The organism is Streptomyces sp. NPDC090127 (assembly GCF_044746945.1).
Lineage (GTDB): Bacteria > Actinomycetota > Actinomycetes > Streptomycetales > Streptomycetaceae > Streptomyces.
Map to the genome: position 1 here is coordinate 522538 of NZ_JBIVDE010000003.1, position 14417 is coordinate 536954.

Consider the following 14417-nt stretch of genomic DNA (forward strand, 5'->3'; position numbering starts at 1 on the left):
AGCGGCTCAGCGGGCGGAGCCGGTCGCGGCGCCCCGGCGGCGGTGCGGACTCGCCGCGCTGCACACGCGCAGCAGGTCGATGTGACGGCGGGAGGTCAGCGGCAGCGAGCGCACCGGCCGGTCGGCGCCGGCCGTGTCCCGAACTCCCCTGCGCTCCATCATTCCCTACCCGTTCACTCGGATTCCCGTCCCGAGTGTCGGGGCGGTGCCGGTCCGCGTCAAGTGCGCGGACAGGGCCCGGCGCAACCGCGTGGAGGCACCGTCCGGGCCCAGCCGCGTGGGGTACGAATCCGGTCACGCGGGTGCGGAATAATGCGGGCATGCGCATCTCAGCCAGGGCCGACTACGCGGTGCGAGCCGCGCTCCAGCTGGCCGCCGCCCAGGACACGGGGCCGGTGAAGGCCGAGACGATCGCCGCCTCCCAGGACATCTCGCACAAGTTCCTGGAGGGGATCCTCGGTGACATGCGCCGGGGCGGTCTGGTGCAGAGCCAGCGCGGCGGGAACGGCGGGTACTGGCTGGCCAGGCCCGCGGAGTCGATCTCCGTCGCGGACGTGATCCGCTGCGTGGACGGCCCCCTGGTCTCGGTCCGCGGGGTGCGTCCGCCGGAACTCTCGTACTCGGGCCCGGCCGAGTCGCTGCTGACCCTCTGGATCGCCCTGCGGGCGAACGTGCGCCAGGTGCTCGACGGGGTCTCCCTCGCGGACGTGGCGGCTGCGAAGCTGCCGACCGAGATCTCGGGACTCGCGGATTCCCCGGACGCCTGGACCAACCCCTGACCACCGCGCTCGAACGATCCCCCCGCGCCGACCTGGCCCGCACCGACCTCGCCCGACGCACCGGCGTCTCGGCTCGCGGAATCCAACTGTCCATGATGTGAACGCCCCTTGGGGGCCGGGTCACCCCTCTGCAACTATCCCTACTATTCCAGTGGGAAAACTCGGGATCCTATGAGGTGACGTGAGAACGCCGAAGAAGTCAGCGCTGCGCCCCACCTCCCGCCCGGCCGTCCGCCGTGGTGACGACGAGATCTGGCCCCGCGTCACGCGCGAACTCGCCGACGACCTGGCCTTCGACGCTCCGGTCAGGGACCGGGCCGGAAAGCCGCCGTTCGACGAGGTGGCCCGGTTGCGGGAGGCCGGACTGCCGTCCCTGCTCACCCCGCCGGGAGCGAGCGGGCGGGGTGCCGACTGGCGGGCCGCCTGCGCGGTGATCAGGGAGATCTCCGCCGCCGACGGCTCGATCGGCGAACTCCTCGCCCATCACCACGTCCTCGCCTGGAGCGCCCGGTTCCTCAACGGCGGCGAGCCGCACACCGCCTTCGAGGACGGCACCGCCCGGGAGGGCAGGCTGCTCGCGGGCGGCCTGGGTCCCGCCCGAACGGGTGACGAACGGGACGACGTGTACGAGGCGCACGAGAGCGCCCGCGCGGGCGAGCGCACGCTCTCCCTCACCCCGACGCGCGGGGGCCAAGTCCTCGACGGCCGTCGCGCCTTCGCCTCCGCCGTGGCCGTCGCCGACCGCCTCGTCGTCGGGGCGCGGTGTACCGGGACCGGGGACCTGCTGATCGTGCTCGTGGATCCGGCGGACCCCGCCGTCTTCGTCGAATCGGGTCCCGAGCGGGTCGGCCAGCGCCTCGCGGGCGCCGGCACGGTGACGTTCGACCAGGTCCGGGTGGAGCCGCGGAACGTCCTCGGCGCGCTCCCCCGCGACGAACACGCCCTCGCCCCCTTCACCACGCTCGCGCCGCTCGCGCTGCGGCTCCTGCTCGTCCATGTCGCGCTCGGCATCGCCGAGGGGGCGCTCGCCGAGGCCCGGGACGTCAGCCGCGCGACCCGGGCGGCCCCCGTGACGACCGGCTCCCGGACCGGTGCGCCCGACCACCCGCTCGGCCAGGACGACCCGTATCTCCTGCTGGCATACGGAGAGTTGGCGACGGCCGCCCATGCGGCGGCGGCGGTCGTGGAGCGGGCGACGGACGCCCTGGCGCGTGGTCTGGCCGCCGGGCGGGCGCTCGGCGTCGAGGACCGCGCCGACATCGCCGTCCTCGTCGCGGCGGCCGAGGCGGTGACGAGCCGGGCGGCGGTACGGATCACGACCCGCATCCTCGAACTCGTCGACACCACCGGGTCCGCCGACGCGCCGGGCGGCGGACCGGGCTTCGACCGCTTCTGGCGCAACGCCCGCGCCCTGACCGCCCAGTCCTCCCCGGCGCACCGGCTGCGGGACATCGGCGACCACTACCTCCACGGGACCAGGCCGGGGCTCAGACTCCTCGCCTGAGGAGGCCACGAAGGCGGGCGGGCAGGAAACCGGGCGGCCGGGAAACTGGGTGGGCAGGAGGCCGGGCGGCCCAGGAAACCGGGTGGTCAGGAGGCCCGTTCGGCATGTCGGGACCTCCGGCCCTCTTCTCGGGCGGTCGTCGGGCCCAAGCTGGGTAGGCAGAGGGGGCCGGCCGAGGGCCGGGCCCATCATCGACGAGGGAGGCAGCCTGATGAGTCGCGAGATCGTCGCCGGAGTGGACGGTTCGCCCGAGAGCCTCGCGGCGGCCGGCTGGGCCGCCCGCGAGGCGGTGCGCCGCGGTCTCGCCCTGCGGCTGGTGCACGCCTGGCGCTGGGAGCCGATCGACCTTCCGCTCGACCAGGACCCGACGCAGCAGGAGCGGTGGGCCGACGAGGTGCTGCGGTCGGCCGAGTCGACGCTCGCCGGGCGGCACCCCGCTCTCAGCCTGTCCGCCGAGATCCTGCCCGACACCCCGGTCGCCGCGCTGCTGGGCACCGAGGAGCGGGCCGAGATGCTCGTGCTCGGCTCGCGCGGGCACGGGGCGGTGGCGGGCTTCCTGCTCGGTTCGCACGGCCAGCAGATCATCGGCGCCGCCACCCGGCCGGTCGTCGCGGTCCGGGCGCGGGACGACGCGGAGGCGGACACCGAGAGGGAGGGCGGCGAGGTCGTCGTCGGACAGCAGGGCGGGCCGGAGGACAGCGCCTCCGCTCTCGGCTTCGCGTTCGCCACGGCGGCGGCCCGCGGCGCGACCCTCCGGGCGGTACGGGCCTGGAACCTGCCGTCCCTGTACAGCTACAGCCCCGGCTCGATGGCGCCGGCCGACGAGGCCGGCGGGCTGGTCCCGTACGAGAAGAAGTCGCTGCGCGAGGCGCTTGCACCCTGGCGGGAGCGGTTCCCGGAGGTCCGGGTGACGGAGCAGGTGGAGCTCGGGAGCGCGGGTCAGGTGCTCCTCTCGTCCTCGGGCGCCGCCCAGTTGCTGGTCGTGGGGCGCCGGGCCCGGCGCGGTGCGATCGGGTCGCGGATCGGTTCGGTGGCGCACGCCGCCCTCCATCTGGCGCCGTGCCCGGTGGCGGTCGTACCGCACGAGTGATGCGGTGGCTGCATGGGGCGGCAGGTTGACGGACCGCGTTGACGAGTGGTGTCGGCGGGACCGGGGCCGGAAAGGGTTACGACCACCGCCCCGGCGGCTCTCCCTGCGCCGGACGGTCCGGCGGCCCCGGAGAAGAGAGCGGAGCCCATGCAGCACCACGACAAGCCGAGTTCCGAAGAGCAGCGGACGAGCCTCTGCGGCCGCCACCGCAGAGGCGCGCGGGCGGGACGTCGCGCCCGCCGGGTGCCGTCCTTCCGTACGACCGTGACGCTCGCCGGCACGGCGACAGTCGTCCTCACGGTGGCCACCGGGGCCTACGTGGCGTCCCTCGGGTCCCCGTCCGGGACGGCCACCCGTTCGGACGAGGTCGCCCTCACGAACCTGGCGCCCCTCATCGCGAGGTCCGCACCGCCGCCCGCCGGCTCGCCGACGGCGCCGGCCACCCCGTCCGGGGCCGGAGCCGCTCCCCCGGAGGCCGCTCCCTCCGCCGCACAGTCCCTCGCGCCGTCCGTTGCGCCGTCCCCGTCCGGCTCCCTGCCCCCGGCGCCGGCCCCCGCGAAGGTGGCGGACCCGGCGGTGGACCCGGCGGCGAGGCCCGTCGGCGGCGGGAAGGTCGCGCGGTACATCGACGAGGTCGTCGCCCTCGCCAACACCGAGCGGGAGAAGGCCGGTTGCGCCCGGCTGCGTCCCGACGCCCGGCTGCGGGAGTCCGCCCAGGCACACGCGGACGACATGGCGGACCGCGACTACTACGACCACAACTCGCCCGAGGGCAGGGACGCGGGCGACCGGATCAAGGCGGCCGGCTACCCGTGGGCGAGCTGGGCGGAGAACATCCACCGCGGCCCGAAGACCCCCGCGAAGGTGATGGACGACTGGATGAGCAGCGCCGGGCACCGGCGCAACATCCTCAACTGCTCGTTGAAGGACATCGGCGTCGGGGTGACCTTGACCGCCGACGGGCCGTGGTGGGTGCAGAACTTCGGTACCCGTCGCTGACCCCGGCGGACCGGTCCCACGGCGCGGGTCCACCGCCCGGTACGGAGGCACCCGTTCGGGGCCGGATGCCAGGCTCCTGTTCGGCGCCTCGACACGATGGCGCTCACCGCGCGGGGGCGGCCAGTTTCTGCACCCAGAGCGTGCCGTCGGGGCCGGGCACGGCGGCGACGCCCGTGTCGCGGTAGCCGCAGTTCAGCATGTTGCTCTCGTGCATCGAGCCGTCCATCCAGTCGTCGAAGACGGATGCCGGGTCGGCGGAGCCGCGTGCCAGGTTCTCGGCCCACGCGGACCACTCGTATCCGGCGGCCGAGATCCGCTCGTCGGCGAACCGGCCCTCGGGGCTGCTGTGCGCGTAGTAGCCGCGCCGTGCCATGTCCCGCGCGTAGGCGCGGGCCGCTCCGGTCAGCCGGGGGTCGGTCCGCAGCGGCGCGCAACCCGCCTCGGCCCGCCGCTGGTTCACCAGCCGGGTCAGCCGCTCCTCGGCGGTGGCCGTCCGCTGCGGCGTGGGCGTCGCCGTCGGGGACGGGGGCCTGGTGGGCGGCGGGGTGGGCGAGGGCGTGGTGGGGCTGGGGCGCGGCGCGGTCGTCCGCGCCGGGGGCGCCGCCACGGGCGCGGCGGGCGCGGGCTCGCGCGGCTCCGGCTCGGACGGTACGAGCAGGATGAGGCCGCCGAGTACGCCGACGGCCACCGCCCCGGCGATCCAGGCCCGCCCGAGCACCCCACCACCCGCGGCACCCGCACCGCCACCGCCGCCCGCACCGGCCCCGAGGTCGGCGGGCACGGCGCCCATCCCGGGGTCGGCGGGCACGCCGCCCGCCCCCGGGTCAGCCGGGGCGCCGCCCGCCCCGAGGTCGGCCGGCGGGCCGCCCACCCCGAGGTCGGCGGGCGTGGCGCCCGATTCCGGTGCGGCCGGGACCGGGCCCGGGTCCGGCAGCGGTTCCGAGGTACCGCCCCCGTGCGCGAGGGCGTCCGTGCCGTCCGCGTCGCCGGGTGTCCATCCCGAGGACGCGGCCTGGTCAGGGGCGTCCGCGGCCCAGGCGGCCGCCTGGGTCTCCGGTCGTGCGGCGGCCCACAGCAGGAGCGGGGGAACGAGGCCGAGGCCCACCAACAGCGCCTCGGCCGGGGCGAGGTCGGTACGGGGCGGGAGGCAGCGGGAGCAGGACGTCGTATGGCGGGCGAGGCGCTTGCGCCAGAGCGGGGAGGGCCGGCCGTCCCAGTCGTCGGTCAGCCGGGACAGCTCCTCGCAGCGGTGCCGGGCTCCTAGCGCCCGTACGACCGTCCGGCCCGTCTCCAGGCGCTCCTTCATCCGCTGGACGCGGACCGCCGCGTGGGCCGGGGTGACGGCGAGCGCCTCGGCCAGCTCGGCGCGGTCGAGTTCACCGCCGGTCTCCAGCCACCACAGGGCGAGCACCTCGCGGTCGCTCTCGTCGAGCCAGCGGGTGGCCTCGGCGACCTCGCGGCGCTGGCCGGAGAGGCCGAGTCGCAGGATGGTCAGGTCGACGAAGTCCCCTGCGGGGTCGGCCAGCTCGGCCGCCCGGTCGAGGCCGGGGACGGGGCCGGCCTGCCGCTCGCGCCAGCGGCGGCGGATCTGGTTCATCGCGATGGCGACGAGCCAGGACCGGAAGCGGGCGGGCTCGCGGAGACCCGGCAGGCCGTCCAGGGCGCGGACCATGGTCTCCTGGACGACGTCGTCGACGTCCGCGTGCCCGTCGAGGGCGCGACCGACGATGTTGTAGACCAGCGGAAGGTAGGCGCGGACGAGCCGCTCACCGGCGTGCGGGTCCCCCGACACGGCCGCGTCCACCAGTGCGGCCGTGCCGCGCTCGTCGCTGTGCATGTGCCCTGCTCCCTCGTCCTGGGTCGGTCCGTGCCCCCTCATGAGGAGACCCGTGGGAGCGGGTGGGATAACACTTTCCTCGGCCGACACTTTCCGGTCCGCGTCACCGAAGTCGGGTCTCCGGGCGGGCGCCCGGTCCCGGCTCGCGCCGGATTCCAGAGGGTGTCTCGCGGATCAGGCCGGTGGGCGGGGCATGACGGGCACGGTCGCCGCCTGCCCTGCCCGTACGGCTTCGACGACGGCCTCGTGGAGGTCTCTGCTCTCTGTCTCGGAGGAGCACGGCACCGGGCTGCCCGCCATGGTGAACCAGTCGGAGGCGCCGGTGTACTGCACGGCTATGCGTGCTTCGCCATCTGCAAAGGTGGTGTGCACGGTCAGGTCGCCCGTGACCGTACCGACCTCGTCGGTGAGCACCCCACCGCGCCCGGTGTAGACGCCGGGGGTCGTCCATGATGCCCAGCTCATCCATCCAGGTTCACACCCGAATGCCACATGCGCCACCGACGGGACCGCCCCGGCCGGAGGGAAATTCCGGTCGGGGCGGTGCCGCTGTCGCGCCGGGATCAGACGAGGGACGCGATGGCCTCGTTGAAGGTGGCGGACGGACGCATCACGGCCGCGGCCTTGGCCGGGTCGGGCTGGTAGTAGCCACCGATGTCGGCCGGGGAGCCCTGGACCGCGTTGAGCTCGGAGACGATGGTCTCCTCCTGCTCGGTCAGGGTCTTGGCGAGGCCGGCGAAGGCCTCCGCGAGCTGCGCGTCCTCGGTCTGCCTGGCCAGCTCCTGGGCCCAGTACAGGGCCAGGTAGAAGTGGCTGCCGCGGTTGTCGATACCACCGACGCGACGGGTCGGCGACTTGTCCTCGTTGAGGAAGGTGCCGGTGGCGCGGTCGAGGGTGTCGGCGAGGACCTGGGCGCGGGCGTTGCCCGTGGTGGTGGCGAGGTGCTCGAAGCTGGCGGCCAGGGCGAAGAACTCGCCGAGGGAGTCCCAGCGGAGGTAGTTCTCCTTGACGAGCTGCTGGACGTGCTTCGGGGCGGAGCCGCCGGCGCCCGTCTCGAAGAGGCCGCCGCCCGCCATCAGCGGGACGACCGACAGCATCTTGGCGCTGGTGCCCAGCTCCAGGATCGGGAAGAGGTCGGTCAGGTAGTCGCGCAGCACGTTGCCGGTGACGGAGATGGTGTCCTCGCCGCGGCGGATGCGCTCCAGGGAGAACGCCGTGGCCTCGACCGGGGAGAGGATCTTGATCTCCAGGCCCTCGGTGTCGTGCTCCGGCAGGTACTGCTCGACCTTGGCGATGAGCTGCGCGTCGTGGGCGCGGGTCGCGTCCAGCCAGAAGACGGCCGGGGAGCCGGTGGCGCGGGCGCGGGTGACGGCGAGCTTGACCCAGTCCTGGATCGGGAGATCCTTGGTCTGGCAGGCGCGGAAGATGTCGCCCTCGGCGACCTCCTGCTCCAGGACGACGTCGCCGGCGGCGTCGACGAGGCGGACGGTGCCGGCCGCGGCGATCTCGAAGGTCTTGTCGTGGGAGCCGTACTCCTCGGCCTTCTGCGCCATCAGACCCACGTTCGGGACGGAGCCCATGGTCGACGGGTCGAAGGCGCCGTGGGCGCGGCAGTCGTCGAGGACGGCCTGGTAGACACCGGCGTAGCTGCTGTCCGGGAGGACGGCGAGGGTGTCGGCCTCCTGGCCGTCCGGGCCCCACATGTGGCCGGAGGTGCGGATCATGGCCGGCATCGAGGCGTCGACGATCACGTCGGACGGCACGTGCAGGTTGGTGATGCCCTTGTCGGAGTCGACCATGGCGAGGGCCGGGCCCTCGGCGATCTCGGCGTCGAAGGAGGCCTTGATCTCCTCACCGAAGTGCGGCAGCGTCTCCAGGCCCTTCAGGATCCCGCCGAGGCCGTCGTTGGGGGACAGACCCGCGGCGGCCAGGACCTCGCCGTACTTCGCGAAGGTCTTCGGGAAGAAGGCGCGCACGACGTGGCCGAAGACGATCGGGTCGGAGACCTTCATCATCGTGGCCTTGAGGTGCACGGAGAAGAGCACGTCCTCGGCCTTGGCGCGGGCGACCTGCTCGCTCAGGAAGGTGCGCAGGGCGGCGGCGCGCATGACGGAGGCGTCGACGACCTCGCCGGCCAGGACCGGGACGGACTCGCGCAGGACGGTGGTGGTGCCGTCGGCGGCGACGTGCTCGATGCGCAGCTCGCCGGCCTCGGCGATCACGGTGGACTTCTCGGTGGAGCGGAAGTCGTTCTGGCCCATGGTGGCGACGTTGGTCTTGGAGTCGGCCGACCAGGCGCCCATGCGGTGCGGGTGCGTCTTGGCGTAGTTCTTGACCGAGGCGGGGGCGCGGCGGTCGGAGTTGCCCTCGCGCAGGACCGGGTTGACGGCGCTGCCCTTGACCTTGTCGTAACGGGCGCGGACGTCCTTGTCCTCATCGGTCTGCGGGTCGTCCGGGTAGTCCGGGAGGGCGTAGCCCTGCGCCTGGAGCTCGGCGATCACGGCCTTCAGCTGCGGGATGGACGCCGAGATGTTCGGCAGCTTGATGATGTTGGCCTCGGGCGTCTTGGCGAGCGCGCCGAGCTCGGCGAGGGCGTCCTCGATGCGCTGGGCCTCCTCGAGACGCTCGGGGAACCCGGCGATGATGCGCCCGGCCAGGGAGATGTCACGGGTCTCGACATTGACTCCGGCCGTCGAGGCGTAGGCCTGGATCACGGGCAGGAACGAGTACGTCGCCAGGGCGGGCGCCTCGTCAGTGTGGGTGTAGATGATGGTCGAGTCAGTCACCGGGTGTGCTCCGCTCCACGTCTGCGTCTGCGAGATTGCTCGACATCAAGATATCTCGTGATCGGCCTCGGTGGGAAAGGGCCCTGCCTCCTCGTCCACGACGGTGCTCGCGAGCCGGTACGGGGCGGGGCGGACGCCCACGTCGACGCGGCGGAGCAGGCCGAGGAGCAGCAGTGCGACGGCCGCGCCGGCCCCGGCGACGAGGGCCGGTCCCGCCTGGTGGGCGATGCGGGGGACGGACGGGTCCGCCGGGTCGAGGACGAACATGGACTCGACCAGGAGGCTGGTCCCGAGACTGAGGCCGCAGACGGCGACCACGGCCAGGGGCACGGTGACGACGAGGGTACGGAGCGGGACGGGGCCCGTGCGGGCGGTCGCGACCTTGCCCCGGCGGGCGAGGACCGCGAGGTAGCCGCAGGCGACGGCCAGGACGAGGAGGTCGGCGCCGATCGTGTCGCTGGGCCGGTTCCAGCCGGCGGCCACGGTGTACGTGCCCACGGCCGTCGACCACAGCGCGCACAGGCCCACGGCCCAGCCGCGCGCCGCGTACGGGACGACCAGGACGAGCCCGGCCATCACGCTCGCCGCGACCGCGGTGTGTCCGCTCGGGAAGGTGTTCTGCGCCAGCAGTGGGGGCGCTCCGACCAGGTCGGGCCGGCCCAGCAGGAAGCGCTGGAGCACCTCGGCCAGGACGAGGGAGCCGGCGACGGTGCCGAGGGCGGCGACCGTGAGCGCGTACCGCCCGCGAACCATCCCGATGGCGGTCAGGACGATCAGGGCGACGGCGAGGGAGAAGACGGTGAGGTGCTGGAGCGTGCCGCTCGCCTCGGAGGCGGCGGCCAGCGTTCCGGCGGCCGACGTCCCGTCGGTGAGTCCGTCGGTGAGTCCGCCGACGAGGACGGCGTTCTCCCAGCGCTGCCCCGTGGCGGTCAGCGTGAGCCCGGCGTAGACGATCGCCACGAGCAGCACGGAGCCGAGCCAGGCGTGCCGCATCCGCTTGCGGACCCGGGCGCTGAAGGAGTCGGCCGCTTCACCGGCGACGGCGGCGTACCACCAGGTCCCGGCCTCCAGGGGCTGCGCGCTGCCGCGGGTGCGGAGCCTGTCGTGAGGAGCCATGCTCCGATTCGAACCCGCCGGGGACCGGCGCGCCCGCTGGACGCACCCGAACGAACGGCCGCGCGGACGCGGAGGGACGGCTCGGGCGGATGGAGGGCGGCTCGGGAGGCTGGAGGGCGGCCGGGGGCCGCTGGAGCGGTGACGACCCGGGCGGTCGGAGGGCGACCAGGGCGGCTGGAGAGCGGCTACCGGGCCGGCCCGACCGGCGGGCCATCACGTCACAGCGGCGCGGCCCGGGGTCGAGCGGTCCCGGCGGCGGGTGCCGAAGAGGGTGAACGCGGTGTTCACCAGGGCGACATGGCTGAGCGCCTGGGGCGTGTTGCCCAACTGGCGGCGCGCGTGCGGGTCCCACTCCTCGGCGAGCAGGCCGACGTCGTTACGGACGTCGAGGACCCGCTCGAAGACCGTGCGGGCCTCGGTCGGCCGCCCGGTCATCGCCAGGGCGTCGGCGTACCAGAACGTGCACGCCAGGAAGGCTCCCTCGGCGCCGTCGAGGCCGTCGACCTCGTGCACCTCGCCGTCGCTCACGTCCGCGTACCTCCGCAGGAAGCCGTGGTCGTCGAGCCGGGCCATCGCGTCGACCGTGCTCAGGACGCGGGGGTCGGTCGCGGGGAGGAAGCCGAGGCGGGGGATCAGCAGCGCCGTCGCGTCGAGGCGGTGCGCTCCGTAGTACTGGACGAACGACTGCTCGTCGTCGCTCCAGCCGAGCGCGCACACCTCGTCGCGCAGCTCGCGGCGCAGGGCCTGCCAGCGTCGTACGGAGGTGCGCTGGCCGGCGATCCGGGCGAGCCGCAGGGCGCGGTCGGCGGCGACCCAGGCCATGATCTTGGAGTGGACGAAGTGGCGGCGAGGGCCGCGCACTTCCCAGATGCCCTCGTCCGGGTCCTGCCGGCGTTTCTCGACGTACTCCAGGAGGGCGGCCATCAGGCTCCAGGTGTGCGTGTCGATGGCGACGCCGGCGCGGACGGCGGAGTAGATGGTGCTCAGCACCTCGCCGTAGATGTCCAGCTGGAACTGGTCCACGGCGGCGTTGCCGAAGCGGACCGGGCGGGAGCCCTCGTAGCCGGGCAGCCAGTCGGCGCGCACCTCGGGAAGGTTGCGCTGACCGCCGACTCCGTAGAGCGGCTGGAGGTCGGCCGGATCTCCGGCGACGGTGCGGACGAGCCAGTCCTTCCAGGCGAGCGCCTCGCGGTGGTACCCGCTGCGCAGCAGACAGGAGAGAGTGAACGTGGAATCGCGCAACCAGCAGAACCGGTAGTCCCAATTGCGCTCGCCGCCGATGGATTCGGGGAGCGACGCGGTGGCCGCGGCGATGACTCCGCCGGTCGGTTCGTAGGTGAGGGCTTTCAGGGTGAGGAGCGACCTCATGACCGCTTCGCGATACGGTCCCTCATAACGGAGTTGACCGGCCCATTCGGCCCAGAAGGCGAGCGTGCGGTCCAATTCGGCGACCACGTCGGGCGGGTCGGGCGGCGCGGAATGGGAGGGCCGCCAGCCGAGGACGAAGGAGACCCGCTGACCTGCCGTCACCGAGAGGTCGATGGTGGTACACGCGTCGGTGACGCCGATCTCGGCGCCCGGCCCGGAGACGAGGTACGCCGCGTCCGGGCCCGCGACGGTCGCGACCGTGCGCCCGTCCACCCGGTACGACCAGGGCACGATGCTGCCGTGGTTGAAGCGGAGCCTCAACTCCCCGTGCAGGTCCACCCGTCCGGCGATGCCTTCGACCAGCCGGACGATCCTGGGGGTCTCCTCGTGCGGCGGCATGAAATCCGTGATGCGCACGGCGCCGGAGACGGACTCCCAGACGGATTCCAGGACGAGTGAATCGCCCCGATAGCCCCGACGGCTGCACGCTCGGTTTCCGAGGGGCGCGAGGCTCCATTGACCGTGGGACGCGTCGCCCAGAATCGCGGCGAAACAGGCGGGCGAGTCGAAGCGGGGCGCGCACCACCAGTCGACAGCGCCATCCGTTCCGATGAGCGCAGCCGTCTCCAGATCACCGATGAGGGCGTAGTCCTCAATTCGCCCTGCCATGAAGGGATTCTAATCCCGCCTTGACGCGGTGGCATTATGCGCAGGATCCTGAAAAAGCCGCGCTCCGGTTCCGGAGAGCTTCTGGAGAAAGCCGTACCCATGGGTAACGGGCCACATCCGCTGCGCCGGTCGACCGACCTCTCACCACAGGCCGACGGCCGTTCCGTCAGTCTCGTCGTTCCGGTGCGCCCCGGCGACCGCGACACCGACTGGCTGCTGGAGCAGGTGCCGGCCGATGTCCGCGAGGTCGTCCTCGTCGGGCGCCCGACCGGTGAGAGCGTGGCGAGCGTCGGCGGGCGCTCCGTGGCCGTGCGCAGGCTGGGGGCGTGGAACCACGAGGCCGGCGACGTCCCGCACGCCGGGCTGATCGCGGCCACCGGCGACCTCGTCGTGCTGATGGGCGCCGACGGCAGCATGTCACCGCACGAGATCCCGCACTACCTGCACTACCTCGACAGCGGGTACGACTTCGTCAAAGGCTCCCGCTTCATCGCCGGCGGCGGCACGGCCGACTACCCACTGCTGCGCCGGGCCGGGCACGGCACCCTGCTGCGGATCGCCAGGCAGTTGTACGGTCAACGACTCACCGATCTCTGGTACGGCTTCTGCGCCTTCCGCCGCGGCTTCGTCGACCTCCTCGACCTGCGGGAGGACGAGGTCGAGCTGGGCGCCGAACTGGTCACCCACGCCCTGCACTACGGGCTGCGCCTCGCCGAGGTGCCCAGCCTCGAACGACCGTGCCGCCACGGCCCGTCGCACCCACGCACGGTCCGTGACGGAGCGCGCATCCTGGGCGGATTGCTGGACGAACGCCCGCACAACGCCCTGCTCCGACTCGCCCCCCGGACACGGCGCGAGAAGGGTGCCGAAGAGGCCCCCGCTGCTTGACGGATCAGAAATGGGATGCTAACGGTTGAAGTCAGGCATTTCGGACGCACATCAGACCGAGAAGACCCCGACCCTCGACAGGGTCGGTGGCCGGAAGTAGTCCCTCGTGACCGCACAGCGCTTCAGCCCCACGCCGACGGCACCCGCTCCGCATCCACTGCGGCGAGTGACCGACTGGCCCACGGCCGAATCCCGGCGCCGGTCGCCCTGCGTCTCCCCCCGCCGCCATCCCGCCCACCCGGCCCGGCGCGCCTCCGACCGCCTCTTCCCCACGGTCCCGCGCCGCCGCGCCACGCCCCGCGTACCGAGGGCGGCGGCCCGGCGTCGGCGTTCCCGCACCGTCCGGGCCCGAGCAGCGACCAAGCAAGGGTCCGACGGCCCGAAAGGCTCAGACCACCCAGACCACTCCGGTCACTCCGGCCGTTCCGGTCGTTCGTGCGCCTCCGGCCACTCGGGTCGCCCCGATTCCTCCGACGAGTCGGACAGTTGCGGCGGCTGCCGCCGCCTGACGGCCGACCACGCTGACCAGCGACGTCCGGAGACATCCGGAGACGTCCCGCCCGTACCCCCGATCCGTCGTACGACTTCGCGACGCCCCGCGCGCCGCGCCCCCGAAGGAGGCGAGGCGTGATGGCCGCCGTGCGCGCACACGCACCGCTCCCCCGCTGGCTGACCCGGCCGGCCGTGGACCTCGAACTGATCATTCCGGCCTACAACGAGCAGCGCAGACTTCCCTCGACGATCGAGGCGACGATGTCCTACCTCGCCGCCCGCCCGTGGTCGTCCGCCGTCGTCGTGGTGGACAACAACAGCGCCGACGGAACCGTGGACGCACTGGACGGTCTCCCCGACTCGCCCGTGGGACTGCATGTCATCGGCTGTAGCGACCAGGGCAAGGGCGCCGCCGTCCGGCGCGGGATCGCCACCTCCTCCGCCCGCTTCATCGGCTTCGCCGACGCCGACAACGCGACCCCCATCGAGACCCTCGACCGTGTCATGGAGCTGCTGCGCGCGGGCCACGGCGCCGTCATCGCCTCGCGGCACGCGCCCGGCGCCCAGCTGGAGGTCGAGCAGTCGGTGCTGCGGCGCGGCGGTGGCCTGCTCTTCCGTACGCTCGCCCATCTGACGCTGCCGGGGATCGCCGACACCCAGTGCGGCTTCAAGTTCTTCTCCGGCCCGCTGATCCGCGAGGTCGTGCACGACTGCCACATCGACGGGTTCGCCTTCGACGTCGAGATGCTCGCCCGGGTCGTCCGCGCCGGGCGCGACATCGTCGAGGTCCCGGTGGTGTGGTCGGACGTCCCGGGGTCGACCTTCTCGGCCCGCCGCGACGGCCTGCGCTCGATGGCCGACCTGCTGCGACTGTCTCTGGCCCGGTGAT

12 protein-coding genes are annotated in these 14417 nt (G+C 73.5%); 6 read left to right on the plus strand and 6 right to left on the minus strand.

Annotated features, from left to right (window positions below; translation table 11 throughout):
* Nucleotides 1-6: 6 nt before the first annotated feature.
* Complete coding sequence (locus tag ACIPPS_RS13395) at nucleotides 7-162, minus strand: hypothetical protein (protein ID WP_401430487.1); 156 nt, start codon at nucleotides 160-162, stop codon at nucleotides 7-9.
* Nucleotides 163-320: 158 nt separating this feature from the next.
* Between ACIPPS_RS13395 and ACIPPS_RS13400 the strand changes: the two genes are divergently transcribed.
* The 4 genes from ACIPPS_RS13400 to ACIPPS_RS13415 all read left to right on the plus strand — a co-directional run bounded on the left by ACIPPS_RS13400 (nucleotide 321) and on the right by ACIPPS_RS13415 (nucleotide 4372).
* The gene (locus tag ACIPPS_RS13400) at nucleotides 321-779 is read left to right on the plus strand and encodes an RrF2 family transcriptional regulator (RefSeq protein WP_401430489.1); all 459 of its coding nucleotides are present in this window, start codon (nucleotides 321-323) and stop codon (nucleotides 777-779) included.
* 181 nt (nucleotides 780-960) lie between these two features.
* Complete coding sequence (locus ACIPPS_RS13405) at nucleotides 961-2283, plus strand: acyl-CoA dehydrogenase family protein (RefSeq protein WP_401430491.1); 1323 nt, start codon at nucleotides 961-963, stop codon at nucleotides 2281-2283.
* Nucleotides 2284-2494: 211 nt separating this feature from the next.
* Nucleotides 2495-3373, plus strand: a complete 879-nt coding sequence (locus tag ACIPPS_RS13410) for a universal stress protein (protein WP_401430493.1) — start codon at nucleotides 2495-2497, stop codon at nucleotides 3371-3373.
* Between the two features lie 147 nt (nucleotides 3374-3520).
* Nucleotides 3521-4372, plus strand: a complete 852-nt coding sequence (locus ACIPPS_RS13415; RefSeq protein WP_401430495.1) for a CAP domain-containing protein — start codon at nucleotides 3521-3523, stop codon at nucleotides 4370-4372.
* Nucleotides 4373-4475: 103 nt separating this feature from the next.
* Here ACIPPS_RS13415 and ACIPPS_RS13420 read toward each other — a convergent pair whose 3' ends face one another.
* The 5 genes from ACIPPS_RS13420 to ACIPPS_RS13440 all read right to left on the minus strand — a co-directional run bounded on the left by ACIPPS_RS13420 (nucleotide 4476) and on the right by ACIPPS_RS13440 (nucleotide 12148).
* On the minus strand, nucleotides 4476-6209 hold the full coding sequence (locus ACIPPS_RS13420; RefSeq protein ID WP_401430497.1) for a sigma-70 family RNA polymerase sigma factor: 1734 nt from the start codon (nucleotides 6207-6209) through the stop codon (nucleotides 4476-4478).
* Between the two features lie 174 nt (nucleotides 6210-6383).
* Nucleotides 6384-6674: a hypothetical protein gene (locus ACIPPS_RS13425; protein WP_401430499.1), complete on the minus strand. Its 291-nt coding sequence runs from the start codon at nucleotides 6672-6674 to the stop codon at nucleotides 6384-6386.
* Between the two features lie 98 nt (nucleotides 6675-6772).
* Nucleotides 6773-8995: an NADP-dependent isocitrate dehydrogenase gene (locus ACIPPS_RS13430; protein ID WP_401430501.1), complete on the minus strand. Its 2223-nt coding sequence runs from the start codon at nucleotides 8993-8995 to the stop codon at nucleotides 6773-6775.
* Nucleotides 8996-9040: 45 nt separating this feature from the next.
* A complete protein-coding gene (locus tag ACIPPS_RS13435) occupies nucleotides 9041-10111 on the minus strand; it encodes a phosphatase PAP2 family protein (protein ID WP_401430503.1) in 1071 nt (356 codons plus the stop codon).
* A 213-nt stretch (nucleotides 10112-10324) separates the two neighbouring features.
* A complete protein-coding gene (locus ACIPPS_RS13440; RefSeq protein WP_401430505.1) occupies nucleotides 10325-12148 on the minus strand; it encodes a glycoside hydrolase family 15 protein in 1824 nt (607 codons plus the stop codon).
* 99 nt (nucleotides 12149-12247) lie between these two features.
* On the opposite strand from ACIPPS_RS13440, the gene ACIPPS_RS13445 reads away from it, so the two are divergent.
* Nucleotides 12248-13036 carry a glycosyltransferase gene (locus ACIPPS_RS13445; protein WP_401430507.1) on the plus strand — a complete coding sequence of 263 codons (789 nt, stop codon included), beginning with the start codon at nucleotides 12248-12250 and terminating at the stop codon, nucleotides 13034-13036.
* Nucleotides 13037-13666: 630 nt separating this feature from the next.
* The gene (locus tag ACIPPS_RS13450; RefSeq protein WP_401430509.1) at nucleotides 13667-14416 is read left to right on the plus strand and encodes a dolichyl-phosphate beta-glucosyltransferase; all 750 of its coding nucleotides are present in this window, start codon (nucleotides 13667-13669) and stop codon (nucleotides 14414-14416) included.
* The last annotated feature ends 1 nt before the right edge of the window (nucleotide 14417 follow it).